At 54.6% G+C, this 23031-nt stretch carries 20 protein-coding genes; 12 read left to right on the forward strand and 8 right to left on the reverse strand.

All coding sequences use genetic code 11. The annotated features are described in order from the left end of the window. The first annotated feature begins 35 nt into the window (after nucleotides 1-35). From WKJ03_RS11825 to WKJ03_RS11835, 3 genes are all read left to right on the forward strand, one after another. Complete coding sequence (locus tag WKJ03_RS11825; protein WP_337842415.1) at nucleotides 36-932, forward strand: LytTR family DNA-binding domain-containing protein; 897 nt, start codon at nucleotides 36-38, stop codon at nucleotides 930-932. Further along, nucleotides 929-1396, forward strand: a complete 468-nt coding sequence (ybaK, locus tag WKJ03_RS11830; RefSeq protein ID WP_337842416.1) for a Cys-tRNA(Pro) deacylase — start codon at nucleotides 929-931, stop codon at nucleotides 1394-1396. The genes WKJ03_RS11825 and ybaK overlap by 4 nt, the downstream gene beginning before the upstream one ends. Nucleotides 1397-1783: 387 nt before the next feature. Further along, nucleotides 1784-3094, forward strand: coding sequence for a hemolysin family protein (locus tag WKJ03_RS11835; protein WP_337842417.1), 1311 nt, complete (start codon nucleotides 1784-1786; stop codon nucleotides 3092-3094). A gap of 48 nt (nucleotides 3095-3142) precedes the next feature. Here WKJ03_RS11835 and norR read toward each other — a convergent pair whose 3' ends face one another. Next, on the reverse strand, nucleotides 3143-4717 hold the full coding sequence (norR, locus tag WKJ03_RS11840; RefSeq protein ID WP_337842418.1) for a nitric oxide reductase transcriptional regulator NorR: 1575 nt from the start codon (nucleotides 4715-4717) through the stop codon (nucleotides 3143-3145). Between the two features lie 163 nt (nucleotides 4718-4880). On the opposite strand from norR, the gene WKJ03_RS11845 reads away from it, so the two are divergent. From WKJ03_RS11845 to WKJ03_RS11865, 5 genes are all read left to right on the forward strand, one after another. Next, nucleotides 4881-5132, forward strand: a complete 252-nt coding sequence (locus WKJ03_RS11845; RefSeq protein ID WP_337842419.1) for a hypothetical protein — start codon at nucleotides 4881-4883, stop codon at nucleotides 5130-5132. A gap of 2 nt (nucleotides 5133-5134) precedes the next feature. Next, nucleotides 5135-6334 (forward strand): NnrS family protein, encoded by a 1200-nt coding sequence (locus tag WKJ03_RS11850; protein ID WP_337842420.1) that lies wholly within the window; start codon nucleotides 5135-5137, stop codon nucleotides 6332-6334. 23 nt (nucleotides 6335-6357) lie between these two features. Further along, nucleotides 6358-7548, forward strand: a complete 1191-nt coding sequence (gene hmpA, locus WKJ03_RS11855) for an NO-inducible flavohemoprotein (RefSeq protein ID WP_337842421.1) — start codon at nucleotides 6358-6360, stop codon at nucleotides 7546-7548. A 47-nt stretch (nucleotides 7549-7595) separates the two neighbouring features. Next, the gene (locus WKJ03_RS11860; RefSeq protein ID WP_337842422.1) at nucleotides 7596-8762 is read left to right on the forward strand and encodes a methyl-accepting chemotaxis protein; all 1167 of its coding nucleotides are present in this window, start codon (nucleotides 7596-7598) and stop codon (nucleotides 8760-8762) included. Nucleotides 8763-8883: 121 nt separating this feature from the next. After that, on the forward strand, nucleotides 8884-9228 hold the full coding sequence (locus tag WKJ03_RS11865; RefSeq protein ID WP_337842423.1) for a hypothetical protein: 345 nt from the start codon (nucleotides 8884-8886) through the stop codon (nucleotides 9226-9228). 84 nt (nucleotides 9229-9312) lie between these two features. Here WKJ03_RS11865 and WKJ03_RS11870 read toward each other — a convergent pair whose 3' ends face one another. Continuing rightward, nucleotides 9313-9792: a carboxymuconolactone decarboxylase family protein gene (locus tag WKJ03_RS11870; RefSeq protein WP_337842424.1), complete on the reverse strand. Its 480-nt coding sequence runs from the start codon at nucleotides 9790-9792 to the stop codon at nucleotides 9313-9315. 2 nt (nucleotides 9793-9794) lie between these two features. Continuing rightward, complete coding sequence (locus tag WKJ03_RS11875) at nucleotides 9795-10427, reverse strand: NAD(P)H-dependent oxidoreductase (protein WP_337842425.1); 633 nt, start codon at nucleotides 10425-10427, stop codon at nucleotides 9795-9797. Nucleotides 10428-10532: 105 nt separating this feature from the next. Here WKJ03_RS11875 and WKJ03_RS11880 point away from each other — a divergent pair, with 105 nt between their 5' ends. After that, the gene (locus WKJ03_RS11880; protein WP_337842426.1) at nucleotides 10533-11924 is read left to right on the forward strand and encodes a PLP-dependent aminotransferase family protein; all 1392 of its coding nucleotides are present in this window, start codon (nucleotides 10533-10535) and stop codon (nucleotides 11922-11924) included. Between the two features lie 27 nt (nucleotides 11925-11951). On the opposite strand, the gene WKJ03_RS11885 is transcribed toward WKJ03_RS11880, so the two are convergent. After that, on the reverse strand, nucleotides 11952-12866 hold the full coding sequence (locus WKJ03_RS11885) for a bestrophin family ion channel (protein WP_337842427.1): 915 nt from the start codon (nucleotides 12864-12866) through the stop codon (nucleotides 11952-11954). Between the two features lie 334 nt (nucleotides 12867-13200). Here WKJ03_RS11885 and WKJ03_RS11890 point away from each other — a divergent pair, with 334 nt between their 5' ends. Together WKJ03_RS11890 and WKJ03_RS11895 are read left to right on the forward strand one after the other, a co-directional pair. Further along, complete coding sequence (locus WKJ03_RS11890) at nucleotides 13201-13539, forward strand: helix-turn-helix transcriptional regulator (protein ID WP_337842428.1); 339 nt, start codon at nucleotides 13201-13203, stop codon at nucleotides 13537-13539. After that, nucleotides 13529-14782 (forward strand): type II toxin-antitoxin system HipA family toxin, encoded by a 1254-nt coding sequence (locus WKJ03_RS11895; RefSeq protein ID WP_337842429.1) that lies wholly within the window; start codon nucleotides 13529-13531, stop codon nucleotides 14780-14782. The genes WKJ03_RS11890 and WKJ03_RS11895 overlap by 11 nt, the downstream gene beginning before the upstream one ends. A 58-nt stretch (nucleotides 14783-14840) precedes the next feature. Here the strand turns inward: WKJ03_RS11895 and WKJ03_RS11900 are convergent, their stop codons facing one another. Beyond that, nucleotides 14841-15677, reverse strand: coding sequence for an endonuclease/exonuclease/phosphatase family protein (locus WKJ03_RS11900; RefSeq protein WP_337842430.1), 837 nt, complete (start codon nucleotides 15675-15677; stop codon nucleotides 14841-14843). Between the two features lie 152 nt (nucleotides 15678-15829). On the opposite strand from WKJ03_RS11900, the gene WKJ03_RS11905 reads away from it, so the two are divergent. Beyond that, nucleotides 15830-16312, forward strand: a complete 483-nt coding sequence (locus WKJ03_RS11905) for a hypothetical protein (protein ID WP_337842431.1) — start codon at nucleotides 15830-15832, stop codon at nucleotides 16310-16312. 173 nt (nucleotides 16313-16485) lie between these two features. Here WKJ03_RS11905 and WKJ03_RS11910 read toward each other — a convergent pair whose 3' ends face one another. The 3 genes from WKJ03_RS11910 to WKJ03_RS11920 are packed head-to-tail and all read right to left on the reverse strand — an operon-like array spanning nucleotide 16486 to nucleotide 22975. Further along, nucleotides 16486-18678: a GH92 family glycosyl hydrolase gene (locus tag WKJ03_RS11910; protein ID WP_337842432.1), complete on the reverse strand. Its 2193-nt coding sequence runs from the start codon at nucleotides 18676-18678 to the stop codon at nucleotides 16486-16488. Between the two features lie 2 nt (nucleotides 18679-18680). Continuing rightward, on the reverse strand, nucleotides 18681-20471 hold the full coding sequence (locus WKJ03_RS11915; protein ID WP_337842433.1) for a sodium:solute symporter family protein: 1791 nt from the start codon (nucleotides 20469-20471) through the stop codon (nucleotides 18681-18683). Continuing rightward, entirely contained in the window at nucleotides 20468-22975 is a 2508-nt protein-coding gene (locus WKJ03_RS11920) for a glycoside hydrolase family 2 protein (RefSeq protein ID WP_337842434.1), read from the reverse strand. Before WKJ03_RS11920 ends, WKJ03_RS11915 begins: the two co-directional genes overlap by 4 nt. Between the last annotated feature and the right edge of the window lie 56 nt (nucleotides 22976-23031).

Raw genomic sequence — 23031 nt, forward strand, 5'->3', positions numbered from 1 at the left:
GTTCTGAGGTGGTAGTCGGGGATAAGAGGTGGCTGATGGGGACGAAAAATCCGGGCTGGTTTGCATTGATAGATAAAAACCCGATGCTCTGGGGCTATGGGGTACTGCTGCTTTATCTGCTGCTGAATAACAGCATCAATGCCAGCTCGGTCTGGATAGAGCACAGCCGCGATCCCGGCAATACTTTGTTGTGGTGGGAACCCTGGCTCTGGGAGTTCAGCAGCCTGCTGTCGACCCTGACGTTGTGCCCGCTGCTGTTCTGGTTTTTCCGCCTTTACCCACCACGTTTCAATGCGCTGCGCCAGCAGTTGTTAGTGCATGCGCTGGTCAGCCTGCTGTTCAGCCTGAGCCATGTCGGTTTGATGGTGCTGCAACGCGAACTGGTATACCACTGGCAAGGTATGGGCTACAACTTTGGGCCTTTAGGCCGCGAACTCTGGTATGAATACCGCAAAGACGTCTGGGGTTATCTGTTTTTACTGACCTGCTATCAGTTGCTGGGTTTTGTCTGGCGCCGGTTAAAAGGCGATGCCAGACTGATCGCCGAACAAGCCAACCAACACAGCAGTGAACCTGAACCCGCGGCGCAGGCACCGAAGCACTTTCTGGTACGTAAACTGGACAAAGAATTTCTGGTCAAAGTGGCCGATATTGACTGGCTGGAGGCCAATGGCAATTACGTCAACCTGCACAGTGCAGGCCGGATTTACCCGCTGCGTGCCACCCTGGCCCAGCTGTGCAGTCAACTGGAGTCTCAAGGATTCAGCCGTATTCACCGCAGCCTGGCCGTCAATCACCGGGCCATCCAAAGCATCAGCTATGACGCCAGCGGTGATGGTGAAATAGAGCTGTCTGGCGGGCAACGGCTGGCGTTATCCAGGCGCTACAAAGAACAACTTCGCAATCAATTTCGTCAGGTGGCCCCTACATGACGCCTGCAATTCTGACCGCACGCCGTGCCCGTATTGCTTTTGAAGTGCTGGACTACCCGCATGATCCTGCCGCAGTCTCTTATGGCCTGGAAGCGGCGGAAAAACTGCAGCTGCCGCCTGAACAGGTGTTTAAAACCCTGGTGATCCAGCTCGATGGCAGCGAGTTAGTGGTCGCACTGGTGCCGGTGCAGCATCAACTGGACCTGAAAGCACTGGCCCGTCAGGCCGGTTGCAAAAAGGCGCAACTGGCCGACGCTGCGTTGGTGGAGCGGGTGACCGGTTATGTGCTGGGTGGGGTCAGCCCACTGGGGCAGAAGAAACTGCTGCGCACCCTGATTGACCAGAGCGCCCGGCAATTTGCCCAAATTTACGTCAGCGCAGGCCGGCGAGGGCTGGAACTGCAGGTGGCTCCTGCAGATTTGGCTGCATGCTGCCGCGCTGAATTCAGGCCATTGGCCCGCTGATCCGCTGTATCGCAGCTGGCCTGTCGCTGAGCAGGCAAACCGCCGGCACCAGCCCGGCCACAGGGAATTCACTTTACTTCGGCTTTAAAATCACTAAGATGTCGGCATCATCTTTTTCAGCCACAGGCCTATGAAACCCGACCGAAGGTGCGCTGCAATCCTGCCGATTGTAGCGTGTAACAACCTGAAACCAACCAACAGCCCGCCTCAGGCGGCTGAGGTTATTGCATCTGGTCCAGCGGTTGCCCTGCCTGTAGCACACCCAATACGGACCCCGACCTCTTTTTGGATGGTGGTGGTCTTACCCAGTTATTCAGCTTTAACAGCACCTGCCCGGATGGCAGGTAGCTATCCTTTTTCTTAATACGCGGAGCATATAGAAACTTTATGGAAATTTTCATTCTGGTCGGTTTGATCGTCTTGAATGGTATTTTTGCGATGTCAGAAATAGCGCTGGTCACAGCGCGTAAATCCCGACTGACCGCATTGGCCCACAGCGGCAGCAGTTCAGCCAAAATGGCGCTGAAACTGGCCGAAGACCCCACCCAGTTTTTATCCACAGTACAGATTGGTATTACCTCCATCGGTATTCTGAACGGTATTTTCGGTGAATCTATTCTGGCCGAACCTTTTTCTGTCTGGATGCAGAGCTACGGTGTGCCGCTGAATGTGGCCAGCGTGTTGTCCACTGTACTGGTGGTTATAGTCGTCACTTATGTGTCTATTGTGGTGGGTGAACTGGTGCCCAAACGTATTGGCCAGGTGTCGGCCGAAACCATCGCCTGCCTGATTGCCAAACCCATGGCATTGCTGGCCGTAGTCACCAAACCTTTTGTCTGGATGCTGTCGGGCTCAACCCACACCCTGATGCGTCTGCTGGGCTTTAACCATCAGATGGGCGACAACGTCACGCACGAAGATATTCAGGCCATGTTGCAGGAAGGCTCCAGCGCCGGTGTCATTGAGCACAGCGAACACGCCATGGTGAAAAACGTCTTCCGGCTGGACGAACGCAGCATTTCCTCCTTGATGGTGCCTCGCTCCGACATTATCTACCTGGATGTCAACCAGCCACTGGAGGAAAACCTGAAACGGGTGATGCAGTCACCACATTCGCGTTTTCCGATTTGCCGTAACAACATTGATGACGTGGTTGGCATTGTGTCGGCCAAACAGCTGCTGGCGCAGTCCATTGCCGGCAAAAACATTCAGATAGCCACGCTCGCCAAACCGGTGAATTTTGTGCCGGACAGCCTGTCGGGCATGGAACTGCTGGACCATTTCCGCACCGCCGGTTCGCAAATGGTGTTTGTGGTGGACGAATACGGCGACCTCAAAGGCATGGTCACACTGCAGGACATGATGGACGCACTGACAGGTGAATTTGACCAACAGGACGATGATGAAAAAATGGTGATCCGCCGCGACGACGGCAGCTTGCTGCTGGACGGTTTATTGCCGGTGATCGACCTGAAAGACACGCTGGAAATCAAAGAACTGCCAGAAGAAGACGAAGGCCGTTACCAAACCTTAAACGGCTTGCTGATGTACGAGCTGGGCCGCATCCCGCAAACCACAGACGTGGTGGAAATTGCCGGCTGGCGCCTGGAAATTATGGATATGGACGGCAAACGGGTCGATAAAGTGCTGGCCGAAAAACTGCCGGAGCAGATGCTGGACGAAGATTTAATGGATTAAACCACAGAGCGGCCCTCTGTGGGCCGCTTTGCTTTTCTGTACTTCGATTTAACCAATAATCCGCTTTTGCACTGTGATCCCCAGCCGTTTTGCCAGCCGGGTCAGGTTGGCTCTGTCCTGCTGTAAACGCCGAGCCGCTTCGGCCCAGTTGCCGTCTGTTTGCTGCAAAGTCTGTAAAATCAGCTGACGCTGAAAGCTGTCGGTCGCTGTTTTTAAATCGGTCAGCTGCTCGGGCAACACAGAGGCTTGGCTGGCCAGTGCCACAGGTGCAGCAGCTGTCAGCTCCAGCTGTGCAGCGTCCACACTGACAATAGCGGCCCGGCCTTTTTGCCCGGCGGCTTTCAGCGCGGCCCGGCTTAACATATGCTCCAGCTCCCGCACATTGCCAGGCCAGTTGTAACTGACCAAGGCATCGGCGGCGTCAGCGGCCAGTTTCAGTTGGCGAATGCCCAGTTTGCGGCTGATCTGTTCGAGAAAATAACCGGCCAGCAGCAGCACATCATGCTGGCGCTGGCGCAGCGGCGGTACGGTCAGCGGGTACACCGTCAGCCGGTGGTACAAATCAGCCCGAAACCGGCCTTGTTCCACTTCCAGTTGTAAATCGCGGTTGGTGGCGGCAATCACCCGCACATTGACCTTTTGCACCGCATCTTTGCCAACCGGCTGAATTTCACCACTCTGCAGCACCCGCAGCAGTTTGGCCTGAATACTCAGGGGCAACTCGCCCACTTCATCCAGAAAAATACTGCCGCCGTCGGCCAGTAAAAACTTACCGGGCCGCTCTTTTTCCGCACCGGTAAAAGCACCACGGGCGTGGCCGAACAATTCTGCTTCTGCCAGGCTTTCCGGCAATGAAGCGCAGTTCAGATGCACCAAAGGCGCGGTTTTGCGTGGCGATAACTGATGTAAGGTGCGGGCCACCAGCTCTTTGCCAACACCGGTTTCGCCCTGCACCAGCACTGTGTAGTCAGACCCTGCCACCAGCTGAATATCACTGCGCAGCGCCTGCATCGCCGCACTCTGGCCTATCAGTTCACCACCATCCCGCAGCAGTGCTTCCTGCGTCAGCTCCTGCACCAGTTGCTGCGCATGCTGGGCACTCAGTGCCAGTTTGGTCATCTCAAAAGCGCTTTTTAAGGTCGCCGCCGACAAGGCCGCCATCAGCTCCAGTGTTTTGTCACTGATGCTGTCAAAGGCATAAGGTTCCAGGCTGTCGATGGTCAAGAGGCCAATCAGCTGCTGGTCGGAATACAGCGGCAAGCCCATGCAGGAATGCACGGGCAAATCGCCGGAACGCGCCAATAGCAGGCCGTCGTAGGGATCGGCCAGCTCACTGTCTGCCGGGAACCGGTAAGGGCCCGGGCTTTGGCATAACAGCGCCAGCCGGGGGTGTTCGCTCAGGCTAAAACGTCGCCCCATGGTGTCCGCCGACAGGCCCTGAATGGCCAGAGGCGTCAGCACCTGCTGATGCAGCCCCATCAGCACCACGGCGTCGCAACGAATGGCTTTACGGATCGAGGTTAATAAACGGTCGAAGCGGTTTTCATTGTTCAGGCTATTGGCTAAATCCAGTGCCACTTCCAGCAGTATGGCGCTGTTTTGTTCTGTCGCTGCAGCAGACATGTCAAATTGACTCTTTTATTGCAAATTAACTGCGAAACAGCATAGGTCAAAATGACATGATTACCAATAAACTTTACTTAAATCATTGAAATAAAACACTAAATAAAGGTGGCACGTTCAATGCTCTGTTAAGACTGAAATCAGTATTTACCAGGAGCTCTGTATGCAAGCCACGACTTCATTCTTCACTATGGCCGGTTACCAGAAGTTATTGGGCTGGTCCAATGTACTGCTGACGTTGTCAGTGCTGATCTTAATCACCACAGTGCTGATCTGTTACCCCTTTGAGCAGTGGTTCAGCATGCAGCAGCTGATCGCTGGCCACCTGAGCATGATCGGCAGTGCCACGCTGATGAAAATCAGCTACGTCGGCCGCTGTGTGGCTCAGTACGGCTTACAGCAAGAGGTGCGCTGAATATGTTGCCGCAGAATATTGAGCCGAACCCGGCCAGCAGCGCCATACCTGCGGTGTTGGCACTGGCGTTCCGGCCCTTCTTTTTATTGGCCGGGCTCTGGGCCCTGCTCGCCATCGGCCTCTGGCTTGGCCAACTGTCCGGCTGGTGGCCAGGCCAATTATTGCTGCCAGCAACGCTCTGGCACAGCCACGAAATGCTGTTTGGTTTTGGCGCTTTGGTGGCGGCCGGTTTTCTGCTGACCGCAGCGCAAAACTGGACCGGCGTACCAGGGCTGAAAGGCGGCAAACTGGCGCTGCTCTGCCTGATTTGGCTGTCGGCGCGGCTGACGCCTTTTGTCGCCCCCAGTCAGGGGATCTGGCTTTTGATCGCGCTGCAAAGCCTGTGGTGGCTGGGGGTGATTGCAGCATTAGGCCGACAGCTCTGGCTGGCGAAAAGCCGCAACAACTACCAGTTTCTGCCGTTGCTGCTGGCGATGGCCTGCCTGAATGCAGCAGTGCTTTGGCTAAGCCAGAGCCAGCACTTGGCCTTAGCCTCTCATCTAAGCCACAGCATGATCCTGCTGTTCTGCCTGCTGATGGGCCTGGTCGGCGGCCGGGTTATCCCCTTTTTCACCGCCCGCGCCACTCAGACCGAACAAGTGCGCACGGCGCGGCTGGACCCACTGCTGCTGTGGGTCAGCCTGCCGGGTACCGCGCTTTTTATCAGCAGTGGTTTTTTCCAGCCGCTGTGTTCACCGGGTTGGCTGATGGCGCTGGCTGGCCTTCTGCATCTGGTCCGGCTTGGCTGCTGGTTCACCCCTGGCTTGCTGCGTCAGCCCTTGCTCTGGTCTTTGCATGCCTCCTATCTCGCGATGGCGCTGGGCTTGCTGCTGATGGGTATTGCCCTGCTGACCGGCTGGCTGAATTTTAAAGACATGTTGCACCTGGTGGCGATTGGCGCCATGGCCGCGATGATGCTGGCGATGATGGCGCGGGTGTCGCTCGGCCATACAGGCCGGCCTTTAGCTACCCGGCCTGTGATGGCCTGGAGTTTTGCCGCCTTATTGCTGGCCGGGCTCTGCCGCAGCCTGGCCAGCGCACTGAGCGCACCGCATCTGTGGTGGCAACTGAGCGCTGCGCTCTGGCTGGCCGCCTTCCTGATTTTTACCCGGGTCTACTGGCCCATCCTGACTTCCCGCCGGCTTGACGGCCGGGCGGGCTGATTTTTACTCCACACGAGGTTGATATGTTAACTGCAAAGCAAATTGAACTGGTCAAAAGCACTGTGCCCCTGCTGGAAAACGCTGGCGTGGCGGTCACAGATTATTTCTACAAGCGGATGTTTAACGCCGAACCCCAGCTGATGAATATTTTTAATCTTTCCAATCAGCGCAGCGGCCGCCAGCAGTTTGCGCTATTCAGTGCTGTGGCGTCCTACGCCAGGCATATAGATAACCTGGGGGTGCTGGGGGCTGTGGTGGAACGGGTGGCGCATAAACACAGCAGTTTTGTGATTGAACCTGCCCATTACGACATTGTCGGTCACCACCTGATTTGCACCTTAAAAGAACTGGCACCAGATCAATTTACCGACGAAGTGGCTGAAGCCTGGACAGTGGCTTACCAGCTGCTGGCTGGCATTCTGATCGGCCGTGAAAAACAGCTGTATCAGCAGTCCGCCGAGGCCTCCGGTGGCTGGTCGGGCGCCCGCCGTTTTGTGGTCAGTGAAAAAACCAAAGAGTCGGAGCTGGTGTACAGCTTTGTGCTGACACCGGAAGACGGTGGTCCGGTGATCGGCTACCAGCCAGGCCAATACCTGGGCGTTAAGGTGAAACCGCCTTACGCAGATTATGTCGAAATTCGCCAGTATTCGCTGTCGGACAAAGCCAATGGCCGCAACTACCGCATCAGCGTGAAACGCGAACAGCAGCCACAGCCTGGCCTGGTCTCCAACTACCTGCATCAGCAGGTGCAGCCAGGTGACGTACTGGAACTGATGCCACCGGCCGGTGACTTTTACCTGAAATCGCAGACGGTGCCGACAGTGCTGATTTCAGCCGGTGTCGGCCTGACCCCAATGCTGGCGATGCTGGAAACACTGGTGGCCGCACAAGCGCAAGTGCCGGTCTGGTATCTGCACGCCTGCGAAAACCCAGAGCAGCATTCTTTCCGCCAGCGTATCAGCGAGCTGCAGCAGCAGTACCACGCTCTGCAAAGCTACAGCTGGTACCAGCAACCACAACCAGCGGCAGCAGGTGAGTTCAGCGGCCTGATGCAGCTGGACGCCATCGCCACTGAACTCCCGCTGCACACAGGCCAGTTTTATCTTTGTGGCCCCACCGGCTTTATGAAGTTTGCCAAAGACCAGTTACTGGCCTTAGGCGTGCATGCGGAAGCCATTCATTACGAAGTGTTTGGCCCGCACAGCGACCTGTAATACAGGCTTTGCAAGGGAGGGCTTGCCCTCCCGGTTCCGGAGGTTTTATGTGGACTTTGATTCGGCGCCAACTGAGTGCCCCAGCCGAGCTGAAACGGACACAACAGCACAATGCCCTGCTGCAACAGCAGCTGGAGCTTGCCAGACAACAGCAACAGGAACTGCAAAACCAGCTGAGCCAACTGCAACAACAGTCGCAACAGCAACACCAACTGCTGCAGTTTCGCAGCAAAGCAGCCGGCAGCATGCAACGCTTTGGTGACAGTGTGGCACAACTGGACCATGCCATGCTGACCCTGTCCGGCGATTTGCAGCTGCAATTGCAACAAAGCAAGGCGTTACGCCAGCTCAGCCAAACCAACAGCCAGCAACTGGAACAGAGTGCAGCCTTGCTCAACACTCAGCACCAGTTGCAACAACAAGCCGCTGAGTCGCTGCACCAACTGAGCGAAGAAGCCTCCGCTGTAGGCGATGTACTGGGCTTGATCCGGCAAATAGCGAACCAGACTAATTTGCTGGCGCTGAACGCCGCCATTGAAGCCGCCCGCGCAGGCAATGATGGTCGCGGTTTTGCCGTGGTCGCCAGTGAAATCCGCCAGCTGTCGGCCAGTACCAGCACAGCGACCGAACGCACCACCACAGCCCTTGAACACATTCGCAGCAAAATTGATCAGACCGCCAGTCTGATGGATCAGCTGACCGCTCAGCATCAGCAGTTGGAGCAAAGCTTCTGGCAAAACCGGCAACATGTTGCCAGCCTGAACCAGCATATTGCCCGGTCAGCCTGCCAGAGTGCCAACGCCAGTCTGGTGTTTGAGGTGGAACTTGCCAACCTGCAGGAGCTGGCGCTGAAACTGCAGGTGTACCAGCAATTATTCAGCGATGTCCACACTGGCAATCAGTCTTCAGCTGTGCTGGATGAACAACAGTGCCGGTTGGGTCAGTGGTTCAGTCGCCATCAATTTGCCAGCCAGCCACAAACTGCAGCCATTTACCGGCAAATAGAACCACCGCATCAGGCTGTGCACCAGCAGGCTGAGCAGGCACTGCAGCAGTATCAGCAAGGCCAGTACGACAGGGCCGCTGACAGCCTTCAGCAGATGGAACAAGCCAATCAACAGGTCACCGCATTGTTGCAACAGCTGCTGGAGGCTCTGTTACAACAGACAGACAGCAGCCCCAGCGGGGATGGTAGCCAGTGTCACCCGGTGTAAAAGTCTGTTTCGATTTTGTAATCCCTACCTGTCTTGGTATGGGCTTTGCTGCAGATCGCAGGCCAGGTCAACAAGGAGCTGGCCCAGGCTTGTTTATCTTTGTTACAGGAGTAGTCCCCTTATGAGTGGTATCCCATTAAACACAATGCAGGTCGGAACTATGCAGGTCAGCAACCACTGGCTGGAGTATCAACTGGTGGCACCACAGGACAGTGCTTCTGGTCCCAGCCGACGTAAACTGACGGCCGATGATTACAAAACTGCGGCGGCCTCAGCTCAGGCTGAACATGCAGCACGGCAAGGTCAACCGCAAGCAGCCCCTGCATCTGCAAAGCAGCAAGACGTCGCACAACAGGAGCAGGAGCACCAGCAGAGTCAGCAACGCCAGCAGTTACTGGACTCCTTGTTCGCTCAGTTGCGTACCGCACCACCGCAGCAGTCCCATGGCAATACCACTGTGGCCTGAGGAGCCGCAGATACTCCTTTGTGCTGGCTTGGAAACTGAGCATAAAAAAACCGGCGCTATCCTGAAATGCGCCGGTTGTACTCGTTAATTCAAACCCGCTTTATTCAGGCCAAAAGCCGCATCCTGCGAGCCAGGTTCCACCAGCGCCAGAATCTGCATCCGGTTCCAGAAGTTAATCAGACCAATGCTGTAGGTCAGCTCTGAAATTTCCACATCGCTGAAATGCTCTTTGGTCGCATTGTATAATTCAGAGCTGATCCCGGTGTCAGGCAGTTGGGTCAGAGCCTCAGTTAACGCCAGAGCGGCTTTTTCTTTGGCGTTAAACAGTGGCGACTCGCGCCAGATAGCCACATGGTAAATCCGCAATTCACGCTCACCTTTAATTTTGGCTTGTTTGATATGCATATCCAGACAGAAGGCACAGGCATTCAGCTGCGAAGCGCGGATATCAATCAGGCTTTTGATCAAAGGATCAATCGACGTTTTGTAGGCGGCCATACTGGCATCCATCAACGCCTTGGTCAGGTGCGGCACAGTTTCAAAGTGGTTCAGTCGTGCGGTCATGATTACATCTCCTGTGGGTTAACAAAGTGAGTCATTAAAAACTCTGTGGCGGCCATTGCCTCTGGAATAGCGCTGGCTTTGGTGCGCGGATGGTGAGTGCCATCGACGCGGATAAACCTCAGATCCGTAATGCCGATGTAACGCAAGGCGGTGCGGATGTAAGGGGTAAACTGGTCGTCCTGCTCAGTCGGCTGGCCGATAAAAGGGGTGCCATTGGCCATCACCACAAACACAGGTCTGTCCGGCACCAGCCCCACTTTGTCGCCTTGGGCGGTAAACGCAAAAGTGCGGCCAGCACGGGTGATATGGTCAAACCAGGCTTTCAGCACTGAAGGCAAGCCCAGGTTCCATACCGGTGATGCAATCAGCAGCATGTCGTGCGCCAGCAGTTGATCGACCAGCTGGTCTGACAACAGCACGGCTTTGTGTTGCCCGGCACTGCGCTCGTCCGGCTTGGTCAGAAAAGCACTGACTGTCAGAGCGTCCAGGTGCGGCAGCGGGTCCTGTGCTAAATCCAGTGTGGTGACCTGCAACCCAGGGTAACGCTGTCTCAGTTGCGTTAACAGATATTCGGCGACTGCTCTGGACGCTGAATTCAGCCGGTTCGGGCTGACAGTGATATGTAACAGTTTCATGCGGTCACTCCGTGGCCAGTCTGTGGCGTTGCTGGAATCGATGTGCAAAGTTTAGCCATTCATGCCATAGTTGAAAGATACAAAAACCGTGTATTTAGGTAGGACATGGGGTATCAGCAGATTTATCAGCGTTATAAACAGCAGATCTTAAGCGGCCAGCTGAAGCCGGGTGAGAAGGTGCCGGCGATCCGGGTGTTAGCAGACGATTTGGGCGTAGCAAAAAAAACCGTGGAAACGGCCTATAACATCCTGTGCGGTGAGGGGTATCTGGTCAGCCGCGGCGCTTTAGGCACCCTGGTGAATCCCGATTTGCAGTTGCCTCCACCTAAAACGGAAGGAAAGACCGGTCTGCAGGACACCGAATTACAGCATCTGCTGGATTTGCGTGATAACACAGGTTATTTCCGGCTTGGCATACCTGCACTTGACGAATTCCCTTACAAAAAGTGGCTGTTGTTATCCGGCAAAGCCATTCGGGCCATGCGGCCTGAGCAGATGCTGTTGCCGCCTGTGATGGGCTTGCCAGCGCTACGTGAAGCCATTGCCAGTTATGTGACTATTTCCCGCGGGCTGAATTGCACAGCCAGTCAGGTCTGCATTACCAGCGGCTACAAGCACAGCATAGCGCTGATCCTGCAAAGCCTGTTGCAACCGCAGGACAAAGTGATATACGAAGAACCCGGCTATTTTTTTGGCCAAAAGCTGCTGAAACGCATCGCGGCCAACCTGCATTATGTGCCGGTGGACAAAGAGGGCCTGAATGTCGATTACCTGCTGCAGCACCATCCGGATGCACGGCTGGTGATTTGCAGCCCCAGCCACCACAGCCCGCTGGCGGTCACTATGTCGTTGCCCAGACGGCAAAAATTGCTGGCCTGGGCGCAGCAGCGCCACAGCTATCTGGTGGAAGATGACTACGACGGTGAATTTCACTACACCAAAAAAGTACTGCCAGCACTGAAAAGCCAGGACCAGGCCGATAGGGTGATTTACCTTGGCACCTTCAGTAAAACTGTGATGCCATCGATGCGGGTCAGTTATCTGGTGTTGCCCAAAGCCTTGGTGAATTCGTTTCACGAAACTGCCGAAATTGTCGAAACCGGCCTGCCCTTGCTGCCGCAACAAATTCTCAGCCGTTTTCTCAGCGAAGGCCATTTCTTTAAGCACCTGAAAAAAATGCGGGTGTTGTACCAACAGCGCCGCCAGATGGTGCTGGCAGCGATAGAGCAGGTGTTTCCCGGTCTGTTTCAGTTTGAACTGACGGACGGCGGCATGCACTTGGTGGCCTTTTTACGCCACGGCAGCGCCGACAGCCAGCTGGCGGCCATCTGGCAGGCTCAGCAGCTGCTAGTGTTTCCGTTGTCGGCCTGGTACGCCACTTCGCAAAAACGTTATGGCCTGGTGATTGGCTACACCAATATTCAGTCACAGCAGCAGGCGGAGGAACTGCTGCAACGGGTGCAGGCCGCCACCAAAGCCCTGCTGGACCAGCGTTAAGCGGCTGGCCGCTGCCTGCCACCAGGCTCAGGTCACAATGCAATTATCCGGCACTGCGGGTGCCGGATTCACCTGCTCTCCCAGCATCTCTTTTAACGACGACTCAATCACTTCAGTCATCGCGTCCAAGGCCAGATCATTGGCTTCGGTACCAAAGGGTTCCTGCAGCTCTTCGGCCAGTGCTTCAATGGCTAAAAAGGTGTAAGCGACAAAAGCCACAATCAGCGGCGTCATCACGCCCAGGGTTGCCACCAGCCCCAAAGGCAATAAAAAGCTGTAGAGGTAAACAGTGCGGTGCAGAATCACCGAATACGCAAAAGGCACAGGCGTGCTGGCAATCCGCTCACAACCGCCAAGGCAAGCCGCCAGCTGGGATAACTGCTGGTCCATGCTGGCAAATAAAATCGGTTCCAGTTGTTTAGCACGGCGCAGCTCGGCCAGTTGCAGCGAAAGATCGCGCACCACCAGCGCCGGTTTAAAGCGGGCCCGCGACAACTCAGGCCACAGCAAAGGCCGCACCAGCGGCTGCAACAGACTGGCCGCGTCCTGCTGGCGTAACTGAGCACGCAGTGCATAGACAAAGGCAATCAGGCTGTGGACAAACTGGCGCTGCTGAGTGTCGCTGGCGTCACTGGCCGACAATAGCTGCCGGGTTAAAGCGCGGGTTTCCACCAGCACAGCGCCCCACAATTTGCGGGCTTCCCAGAAACGCTCATAACTGACTGAATTGCGAAAACTCAAGAAAATCGCCAGCGCTATACCCAGCAAGGTAAAAGGCACAGGCGTTAAGTCGGGCACATAGGCCGGATAACAGCGTTTTGCCAGCACCACCAAGCCAGCTATCAGCACCAGGGTACAGAGCTGCGGCAAAATACGCACCACCACTGAACCACGCCAGACAAATAACATACGCAACCAGTGCAGCTTGGGCCGGACAATCATAGGGCTAAAGGCTTTTTAAGTAAGAAATGGAAGGCGGCGCTTATGGTAAAGCCCCGCCTGCAGAATTCCCAGTGTGCAACCACAAAATGCGACTAATGGATGAGTTCATCATTAGGTGCTTTTCAGGCGCTGTATCAAGGGGAAAATCTATTGATAAATGGGATTACCTGCCTACAAAAATTCAGATCAACTCCCATTTTGCGCTACATATAGAGCAAAAAAGAAACTCATGCTTCATATATGGCGCATAATGTGGGAATGAATTTGCACACACCCCAACAATGCACTATACATGACACATATAGGCTCAATGTGATTCGTATATGGAGCAAACATGCCAAAATCTGTTACAAGAACTTATTCCCGCTATACCGAAGAAGTATTAACACTCTTGGCTGGCCTGATACGTGCAGCAAGGCTTGAAAACAAAATGACAGCTCAGGACGTAGCTGATCGTGCGGGTATTTCCAGAGGTATGCTCTCCCGGATCGAGAAGGCAGATCCTAAATGTGAAATAGGTGCCACATTTGAAGTAGCCAGGATTGTTGGTGTGTCTTTATTTGAAGCGGAACCGGGGAGGCTGGCCATGCACAGCAAACAGGTAGAACAAAAGTTGACTCTTTTACCCAAAAGCGCCCGAAAAGAGAAAAAGGTAGTCATGGATGACTTCTAAAAATAACTATAAAGAAGCATTTGTCTGGGTTTGGCTGCCACAAGCAACAACTCCTGTCGTTGCAGGGCGTTTGGTGCCAGAAGGAAACAAGCTGCTGTTCAACTACGGTAAAAGCTATCTTGAACGAATTCAGGATGCCATCCCCATTTATGAACCAGAACTACCCTTACAGCCTGGCATCTTGCCACTGCAGGATGGTCTGAGCATTCCCGGCTGTATCAGAGACGGAGCGCCAGATGCCTGGGGACGGAGGGTCATCATCAATCGACGCCTTGGACTCAAAGGCAAAGACATTGATACCGATCAGCTCGATGAACTCACCTATTTGCTTGAATCAGGCTCAGACCGGATAGGCGCATTAGACTTTCAACAGTCACCAACAGAATATGTGCCCAGATCTGCAATAAACGTCAGCCTGGAAGAATTGCAAGAATCTGCTGCCCGCGTCGAGAAAGGCATCCCATTGACTGCGGAATTGGACCAGGCACTCTTTCATGGCAGCTCCATCGGTGGTGCGCGCCCTAAAGCATTAATCGAGGAAAACAACACCAAATACATCGCAAAATTCTCAGCAAGTAATGACCTTTACAATGTGGTAAAAGCGGAATTTATCGCGATGCGGCTGGCTAAATTAGCTGGGGTTAATGCAGCTCCAGTCAAACTGACACAAGCCGCGCATAAGGATGTTTTGCTGGTCGAACGCTTTGACCGGGTTGTTGCACCGCATGGTTGGTCACGCAAGTCTGTCGTTTCTGCCCTCACCTTACTTGCATTGGATGACATGATGGCGCGGTACGCAAGCTACGAAACCCTTGCCGAGATTATCCGCTACCGCTTCACCAAACCAAAAGAAACTCTGCGGGAGCTATTTTGCCGCCTTAGTTTTAATATTTTGTCCGGCAACACAGATGATCATGCCAGAAACCATGCCGCGTTTTGGGATGGTAAAACACTGTCACTGACCCCAGCTTACGACATTTGCCCCCAAGGCCGTACCGGTAATGAAGCAACCCAGGCTATGTTGATCGCGGGGAATAACAAACTGAGCCAGTTAGCAACCTGCCTGGCCGCGGCACATAACTTTTTGCTCTCTTCGGATGAAGCCAAAGCGATATTCGAATACCAAATACAGGCGATTACCGATCACTGGGAGGTTGTCTGTGATGAAGCCAGACTCAGTGAAGTGGATAAGCAGTTGCTGTGGCAGCGGCAGTTTCTCAACCCATTTTCTATGACACTGTAGGAACCAACCCAACCAGCTGAAGCTGCATTGTGCGCAGGGGCTAATGCCCGACCTAATATCACTGAGTTTGTAACCAGGCCTGCAGGGCCAGATGATCCGAGCGGCGGTTCGTCAGATCGTCCGCCACCAGTTGGGCTTTTTGCACCGACAACCGGGTTTTTGGCACCAGCATAAAATCCAGTCGTTTGCCCTGCTCTGGTTTGTCGTACCAATCGAGGTAACTGTAAGCCGGACCTGTCGAAGGGGTCAGTGCCAGCACATCCTGATATTGTGGCAGCGCCTTTTGCATGACCTGCAACAGAGCATCATCGCCGGACGGATTAAAGTCGCCCATCACCACGGCCACAGCGCCTTGCGGCCAGGCAGCCAGTTTAGTAGCCACCAGCTGCACCGACTGACGCCGCGCTTCCGCGCCCAGATGGTCCAGATGCAGGTTCAGCACCCGCCACTGCTGTTTAGTCTGCTTGTCCTGCAGCAAAACCCAGCTGCAAATGCGTGGTAAAGCCGCGTCCCAGCCCGCTTTACCCACGCTGTTGTCTGGGTTCAGCCAGAAGGTGCCGCTGTCGAGCAGCTCAAAGCGGCTTTGTTTATACAGCACAGGGCTGTATTCACCCCCTTGTTTGCCATCGTCCCGGCCTACCCCGACCACGCCATACCCAGGCAGCGCCTGCTTCACCTGCTCCAGTTGATGATGCAGCACTTCCTGCAACCCCAGCACGTCAGGTTGTTGCTGTTGCAACCAGCCGGTGACCCGGCCAGCCCGATGTGGCCAGGCCAGCTCTTTGTCGGCGGCGGTATCCAGCCGGATATTCCAGCTGATCAGTTGCACAGGTTCGGCCCGGATCACACTACTGAACAGGGCGGCCAACAGCCAGATCGAAGCAGATAATCGCATGTTATTTCCTTGGTTCTGCATTCAGGCCATGCACCTGTTACAGCGCTTGGCCCATCGCTCTTTCGGGCGATTTTAGTCGCCACAGATGGAGTTATGATGACAGCTCTGCTAAGCCTTTCAGAGACCGTCTGTCTCGTGGCCAAGGAGCCATTATGTTACTGACCCTGCACCTTCTGATTAGCCTGCTGGCATTACTGGCAGGCGCCTGTTTCAGCTTAGCCTTGCTGACCCACAAACCCGGCGCCCTGCTGCATAGCCTGTTTTGGTGGCTGACGCTGTTGACCAGCCTGAGCGGTGTGATTTTGCCTGCCGACAAGTTCTTACCTTCGCATCTTTTTGCCATCCTGTCACTGCTGGTACTGGCGCTGTCGGGTTATGCCTGGTGGAAAACAGCACTGACTGGCGGCTGGCGCGTCAGCTTTATTGTCTGCAGCCTGTTTGCGTTTTACCTCAATGCTTTTGTCGCTGTGGTGCAGTCTTTTATGAAGCTGCCGCCCTTGCGCCAGCTGGCCCCCACCCAATCGGAGCCGCCTTTTGCGGTGGCGCAAGCAGTGCTGTTTGTGATCTTTCTGCTGCTGGGTTACCTCAGCTTTAGCCGCAGAAACAGCTGGGCCTCCCAAAGCGAGGAAAGGTAAAGAACTAAGCAGACCGTCTTTGGCAGGGAAGCCAAAGCCGAGCCTATAGGGACATATCCACGGCGTGTCTGCGTGGGCTTTGCCTTTTCCGCTGCATCCAAACCAACTATTGAACAGATAAGCAGTTTTTGCCTAAAAACTGCTTATCTGACAAAGATTCGGACTACTCATAGCTAACGGTTCATCTGAAACACCAGCTCGCCGCCCTGCATCAGTTGCTGGTACGACAGTTTCAACCCCAGCGCCTGACCATTTAACTGCCAGCCTTTGACTGTGCCTGCCAAATCGCCTTCGGTACGAATACGCAGTTGTTTGCCACCCGGCAGCGCTAAACGCACATCACGGAACTGAGGTAAACCACGAACAAAACCGTCGTCCACCGGGTTCACCGGGTAAAAACCCAGAGCACTGAACACATACCAGGCCGACATCTGGCCAACGTCGTCGTTACCGGCCAAACCGTCCGGCTGCGCTTTGTACATAGTGTCGCGGATATGGCGTAACCAGTGCTGGCCTTTTTCCGGCGCGCTGGTAAAAGCGTACAGATAGGCCACATGATGCACCGGTTCATTGCCATGGGCGTACTGGCCAATCAGGCCGGTAATGTCCGGCGACACGTCGCCGTGCATTTTCTCTTTGGTGGTAAACAGCTCATCCAGCTTGGCCAGAAACGCTTGCTCAGTAGGGTACAAGGCCATCATGCCGGCCACATCGTGCGGCACAAAGAAGTTGTATTGCCAGGCATTGGCTTCGGTGTAATCAGTGGTGCGGTGCGCCACATAAGTCGGGCTGAACGGGCTGACAAACTGGCCGTCTTTGGTTTTGCCACGCATAAAGCCTGTGCTGCGATCAAACAGCTGGCGGTAGCTTTGCGCCCGCTGGTTGAACACTGTGGCGTCGTCGGTTTTGCCCATAGCCTGTGCCAGGCGGGCAATGGCTGCATCGTCAAAGGCGTATTCCAGCGTTTTTGACACCGCTTCCAGCTCCAGCTCGGACGGCACATAGCCGTACTGGCGGTACAGGTCAGTGCCAAATTTGTTCTGCATGGCCGAGGCTTTGACCGCTCGCAGCAGATGCTCTGGGTCGGCGCTGGTTAAGCCTTTTAAGTAGGCGTCTGCTATCACCGGCACCGCGTGGTAACCAATCATCACATCGGTTTCATTCGACATTAAATCCCAGCTTGGCAACAGACCGGTTTCGTCATAAAAACCCAGCATGGATTTGACCATATCATCGACCCGTTCCGGGTTACTCAGAGTCAACAGCGGGTGCAAAGCGCGGAAGGTGTCCCACAGCGAAAACAGGCTGTGGCGCTGGTAACCCGGCTGGATATGGGTCGCGCCATCGGCACCGAAAAAAGCACCGTCGACGTCGCTGAACAGCTGTGGCGCTAAAAAGCTGTGGTACAGCGCAGTGTAAAACTTAGTTTTATTTACCTGGTTGTCGTCCTGCACCTCAAAGCGGCCCAGCTGCGCTGCCCAGGCCTGCTGCGCCTGTTGCTTCACCGTTGCAAAGTTTTTACCGGCCGTTTCTGCCGCCAGGTTGCGTTTGGCACCGGCAATGCTGGTATAAGACAAAGCCATCTGTGCTTCAACCGCCGTTTTCGGCTGGCCAAAGTTCAGCACTATTTGGCTTTGTTCAGCCTGCAGTTGCTCGCCTTTGGCGGGTTTTTGCGCCTGATACAGCTGGTAGCTGAACGGCTGGTTGAACCGGGCAACAAAATACAGTGGCTGCAGTTTGGCCCAGCCTGTCGAGACCCGGTAACCGACTATGGTGTGGTCGTTTTCTACCCGGATGAAGGTGGTCACCGGTTTATCAAAGTTTTGCGCATAACCTAAGTCCAGCAGCAACTGAGCGTCCTGCTCACCGCTGAAACTGTATTGATGCACCCCCACTCTGGCACTGGCCGTTAATTCGGCTTTTACCTGTTCTGCTGGCAGCTCCAGCGCGTAATAACCTGCTTGCGCCACTTCGCCTTGATGGCTGTATTTAGTGAAAATACGGCCTTTGTCATCGCGTTCGCGCTTTAAATAATCACCGCGAAACGGCATCACCAGTAAATCCAGCATGTCGCCCACCCCGGTGCCGGACAAATGGGTGTGGCTGAAACCCAGCAAGGTGTCGTCGGAATAATGGTAACCCGAAGTCCAGTCCCAGCCTTTGGACGGATTGTCCGGGCTTAACTGCACCATACCAAAAGGCACCACGGCCCCAGGAAACGTATGGCCATGGCCGCCGGTGCCGATCAGTGGATCGACATAAACCAGTGGGCTTTTTGCCGCTAAATTTGGCGAGTCGGCCGTTTGCGAGGCGCAAGCAGCCAGACTCAGCAGTGCCGCAGCACTGCCAAGCAGGAGATGTTTCATTGTTAGTCCTTCAGTTTATCCAGCCAGTTTTTCTTTAAAAACCAACTGGAGAGCAAGGCGACAGCCAGAGTCCAGCCGAACTCAGGCCATTGTTGGATCACCAGATAGATAGGCAGCGCGACCAGCGCCAGTTGCCAGACCATGCCAACCAGAATATTGATGGCGTCACGGCCCGGGTGGGTATCCGGGTCAAAATCAGGTTGTTCTGCCAGTACCTGCTGTTTCACCGGCCCCCAGCAACCCCATGGCCGCACCTGACGGTAAAAATCACAGAGCACCTGCATCGATTCAGCCGGAGTCATTAGGGTACCTAGTACAGAACCTGCCAGGCTAAGCGCCAATATCGCCGGGAAGGCATAGAGCGGATGGGTATCCGGCAGCACCAGCGGCAACGCCATGGAAGCCACCAGGCCAGACATCATGCCCCAGAAGTAGCCGTAAGCATTAAAACGCCACCAGTGCCATTTCAGCAGGTTGGCCGCCGCATAACCACCAAACAGCGCACCAAAAATCCACTGCATAATGTTGTTGATGCTGCTGAGCATATAACCCAGCGCAACGCCCACCACCACCAGCACCAACGACATCAGGGTACTTAACCGCACATAGGTTTTGGCTTCAGCATTGGGGTTAAAGTACTTTTTGTAGACGTCGTTCACCAGATAGACAGGCGCGGCATTGACCGACGCCGCCAGCGTCGACATAAAGGCCGCCAGCAAACCGGCGATCAGTAAGCCCGCCAAGCCCACCGGCACATACTGCGAAATCGCGATAGGCAGCAGCTGCTCAAAGTCAAAGTTCTGACCCTGTGCTTTAATTTCCGGCCCCATATAGACCAGCGCCAGCACAGTAAAACCGGCCACCATCATGTAACGTGGCACAAACATCACCAGGGAGACCAGACCACTCATTTTGGCCGCTTCGGTCGGCGTTTTCGCCGCCAGAATGCGCTGCATATCGTAGTTCGGCACCGGGCCTGCCATGCTGAACAGCACACCTTTAAACAGCATCATCATAATCATCAGGCCAAACAGGTCCATGCCGTCGGACTGGATCCGGTCATTGGCAGCGTCGAGCAGGCCCTGCCAGTTCAGGTCCAGCTGCCAGCCAAACCACAGCTGGTCCCAGCCATCGGGCGTGGCCTGCTGAATTTGCTCCGGGCTGACCAGCGACATCGCAATCACACCGACAGCCACAGCCGCCAGCGTCATAATGACGAACTGCAGCAACTCGGTCAGCACCACGGAATACATGCCACCTTTAAGCACATACAAGGTAGTAAAGGCGAAGATCAGCAGTGCATAGGTGTCCGGTGACCAGTGCCAGGGAAAGAAAATGGCGGCAAATTTACCAATGCCTTTAAAGGCGTAAGCAATAAAACCTATGGCGCTGACAATGGCAAAAATGACCACCACCCATTGGCATAACTCGGCACCGCGGCCTTTGCCAAAGCGGGTTTCCAGCCATTCGGCGCCTGTCATCACATTGGAACGGCGCAACCAGAGTGACAGGTACACCATCAGAAACACCTGGTTGAAAATAGGCCAGACCCAAGGCAACCAGACGCTTTTCAGACCATAGATAAAACAGACAGTGACCAGCCACATGGTGCCGGCAATATCAAACATGCCGGACGCATTGGACACACCCAAAGCCCACCAGGGGATTTTTTTGCCGCCAAGGAAATAGGCATTCATATCCTGCCGTGCTTTATTGGCAATGTAAAAGCCCAGACCTAAAGTGCCGGCCATATACAGAGCTATGACCAGCAAGTCGAACCAATGCAGCGTCATGAGTGAAAGCCCCCCAAGGCTCGCCAGCTCAGGCTTGGCAACAAGGCTTGCAGTTGCTGGGTTGTCCAACCTGCCGCTTGCAGGCGGATGGTTTTCGGCTGGTTAGGCAACAGATCAAAGAAGTTGTCCGATAAATTGGCCGGCATAGGGCTGAACTCCAGGAAACATTGACGCACCAAAGACCGGCTTTGCAGCTGCAGCACCAGGCAATCGCCTTCGATACTGCTTTGGATGCTCAGTTCTGGCCGGCTCAGGGTCTGTTGTTTGGCTGGAACAAAATAATACAGATTTTCGGTCAGTAACTGACCCGAGCTGTTCAGCAATCTGGCCTGAAACACCAGCTGTTCAGCGGTTTTACCGGCCAGCAGTTCAGCCTTCGGCATCGACCAGACCAGCGCCGACGCATTGGCTGGGGTGGAAAGCCCGGCCTGCTGTTGCCACAGCACAGCGCCGTTAAAGTCGAGTAATTGCAGCGCTAAGGTCGCTTGTTGGGTACTGTGACGGTCCGACACCAGCTGAATTTGCAGTTGCTGCTGTTGTTCGGTGATCACCAGCAAGTCAGTGGCAAAGCTGCGGCCCGCCTGGTAATGCAAGGCTTTCCAGCGGCCGTAATAGTCAATACCAGACCAGGACGCGGCTGGCCAGGTGTCATTCAACTGCCAGTACAAGGTACCCATACAAAACGGCATCGCCGCACGGTGCGCCTCAAAGGCCAGTTTTAAGCCTTCGGCCTGCTGCACCTGGCTTAAGTACATCAGGTCGGTAAAGTCAGCTGCGGCTCTGTGTTCCTGCTGCAGATAGCTGTGGATCAGCTTATTGCCGCGTGGGTGTTTCTGATGCACCCGCAATACCTCTGAGCCTAAATCCCAGTCTTCTGCTTCGGTAAAACGTTGCATCGACGACTGTACAGGGAACGACTGAAAGCCATATTCCGACATAAAACGCGGAATACGTTTTTGGTATTCGCTAAAAGGCTGCTCGCCATGCCAGACGCCCCAGAAGTGATGGTTGCCTAAATGGTCTGAATCATCTTCCCAGAACACAGCAGGCGAAGAGCGTAGGTAAAAACGCTGCGGGTCCAGCTGCTGCAGCTGCTGTGGCAACAGCTCGCCAAACAGCGCCATGTACTCTTGTTTTAAACGGCTAAACAGTTCATCGCTGTAACCAAATTTGGCTGGCCATTCCCATTTTTCAATGCCCATATCCACTTCGTTATTGCCACACCAAAGCGCGATACAAGGGTGGTTACGCAGCCGCTTGATGTTGTACTGCGCTTCTTCTGCCACATTGGCCATAAAGGCAGCGTCACCCGGGTACAGCGAACAGGCGAACATAAAGTCCTGCCAAATCAGAATGCCGTGTTGGTCCGCCAGTTGATAAAACACATCGTCCTGGTAAACGCCACCGCCCCAGACCCGCAGCATATTCATATTGGCCGCGACCACAGCGACAAAATCGGCCTGATGCCGTTCGGCAGTCATGCGATGGATAAAACTGTCGCCCGGAATGTAGTTGGCGCCTTTCATAAAGACCGGCTCGCCATTCACTTTCAGGAAAAAGCTGACGCCGTCGGCGTCGGGTTTATTCACCACTTCGATGCTGCGTAAACCAATTTTTTGTTGCTGCTGGTCCAGCAGTTCGCCGTCCACCGTCAGGCTAAAGTCAAACTGGTATAAAAAGGCCTCACCCAAGCCATTCGGCCACCACAACTGCGGCTGCGCCAGCTGAAATTTCAGTTCAGTGGTTTGGCCTTCGGTCAGTTGCAGCCGCAATTGCTGGTTTAGCTGTGGCGCCTGGGCACAACGCACCTGCAACACGGCTTCACAGCTTTGTTTCAGCTGATAGCTGGCGACAAAGCTGAATTCCGCCAGCTTTGCCGACAAACGCTGCTGGACAAAATGCAGGTTACTGATGCGGGCTTTCGGCACTTTACGCAGATAAATCGGCCGCCAGATACCGCTGGTGACAAAACGTGGGCCCCAGTCCCAGCCAAAATGGCAAGGTGCCTTGCGGCAGTACACACTGAGTTTTTCTTCCGATTTATCATTTTCTGCCGGGTAGGTGTAACCCGCCGCCAAATGCTGAGGCATGGTTTCGTTGATCGGCGAACGAAAGCGGATTTCCAGCTGATTTTCACCGGCTTTCAGTAATTCAGCACAAGCAAACTGCTGGCCGGTAAACATATTCTGGCTTTGCCCCAGCAACTTGCCGTTCAGGTACAAATCACAAAAAGTGTCCAGACCTTCGGCCACCAGCTCAATGTCGTGTTCCAGCCAGTCGGCCGGCAGCACAAAGCTTTTGCGGTAAAACCAGTCTTTCTGCTCAATCCATTGCAGCTTGTTTTCATTGTCACGGTAGAAAGGTTCGTCGATCAGACCATTGGCCTGCAAATCGGTAAAGTTACAACCCGGCACTGTCGCCGCAAACCAGTCCTGCTGGTCCGCCTGGCGGAATTGCCAGTCACCGTTCAGATCCAAAATGCCTGAAGACTCAGATACAACCATGATAAATGCTCTTGTAATGACTTAAGTGACGCCATTGCTGACGTGGTGTAACACCT

This window comes from Rheinheimera sp., from assembly GCF_037442525.1.
Lineage (GTDB): Bacteria > Pseudomonadota > Gammaproteobacteria > Enterobacterales > Alteromonadaceae > Pararheinheimera.

Excerpts from the sequence above, each read along its gene's own strand:
- WKJ03_RS11825 (WP_337842415.1), top strand. The coding sequence starts at position 36 with ATGGGGACGAAAAATCCGGGCTGGTTTGCATTGATAGATAAAAACCCG.
- ybaK (WP_337842416.1), top strand. The coding sequence starts at position 929 with ATGACGCCTGCAATTCTGACCGCACGCCGTGCCCGTATTGCTTTTGAA.
- WKJ03_RS11835 (WP_337842417.1), top strand. The coding sequence starts at position 1,784 with ATGGAAATTTTCATTCTGGTCGGTTTGATCGTCTTGAATGGTATTTTT.
- norR (WP_337842418.1), bottom strand. The coding sequence starts at position 4,717 with ATGTCTGCTGCAGCGACAGAACAAAACAGCGCCATACTGCTGGAAGTG.
- WKJ03_RS11845 (WP_337842419.1), top strand. The coding sequence starts at position 4,881 with ATGCAAGCCACGACTTCATTCTTCACTATGGCCGGTTACCAGAAGTTA.
- WKJ03_RS11850 (WP_337842420.1), top strand. The coding sequence starts at position 5,135 with ATGTTGCCGCAGAATATTGAGCCGAACCCGGCCAGCAGCGCCATACCT.
- hmpA (WP_337842421.1), top strand. The coding sequence starts at position 6,358 with ATGTTAACTGCAAAGCAAATTGAACTGGTCAAAAGCACTGTGCCCCTG.
- WKJ03_RS11860 (WP_337842422.1), top strand. The coding sequence starts at position 7,596 with ATGTGGACTTTGATTCGGCGCCAACTGAGTGCCCCAGCCGAGCTGAAA.
- WKJ03_RS11865 (WP_337842423.1), top strand. The coding sequence starts at position 8,884 with ATGAGTGGTATCCCATTAAACACAATGCAGGTCGGAACTATGCAGGTC.
- WKJ03_RS11870 (WP_337842424.1), bottom strand. The coding sequence starts at position 9,792 with ATGACCGCACGACTGAACCACTTTGAAACTGTGCCGCACCTGACCAAG.
- WKJ03_RS11875 (WP_337842425.1), bottom strand. The coding sequence starts at position 10,427 with ATGAAACTGTTACATATCACTGTCAGCCCGAACCGGCTGAATTCAGCG.
- WKJ03_RS11880 (WP_337842426.1), top strand. The coding sequence starts at position 10,533 with ATGGGGTATCAGCAGATTTATCAGCGTTATAAACAGCAGATCTTAAGC.
- WKJ03_RS11885 (WP_337842427.1), bottom strand. The coding sequence starts at position 12,866 with ATGATTGTCCGGCCCAAGCTGCACTGGTTGCGTATGTTATTTGTCTGG.
- WKJ03_RS11890 (WP_337842428.1), top strand. The coding sequence starts at position 13,201 with ATGCCAAAATCTGTTACAAGAACTTATTCCCGCTATACCGAAGAAGTA.
- WKJ03_RS11895 (WP_337842429.1), top strand. The coding sequence starts at position 13,529 with ATGACTTCTAAAAATAACTATAAAGAAGCATTTGTCTGGGTTTGGCTG.
- WKJ03_RS11900 (WP_337842430.1), bottom strand. The coding sequence starts at position 15,677 with ATGCGATTATCTGCTTCGATCTGGCTGTTGGCCGCCCTGTTCAGTAGT.
- WKJ03_RS11905 (WP_337842431.1), top strand. The coding sequence starts at position 15,830 with ATGTTACTGACCCTGCACCTTCTGATTAGCCTGCTGGCATTACTGGCA.
- WKJ03_RS11910 (WP_337842432.1), bottom strand. The coding sequence starts at position 18,678 with ATGAAACATCTCCTGCTTGGCAGTGCTGCGGCACTGCTGAGTCTGGCT.
- WKJ03_RS11915 (WP_337842433.1), bottom strand. The coding sequence starts at position 20,471 with ATGACGCTGCATTGGTTCGACTTGCTGGTCATAGCTCTGTATATGGCC.
- WKJ03_RS11920 (WP_337842434.1), bottom strand. The coding sequence starts at position 22,975 with ATGGTTGTATCTGAGTCTTCAGGCATTTTGGATCTGAACGGTGACTGG.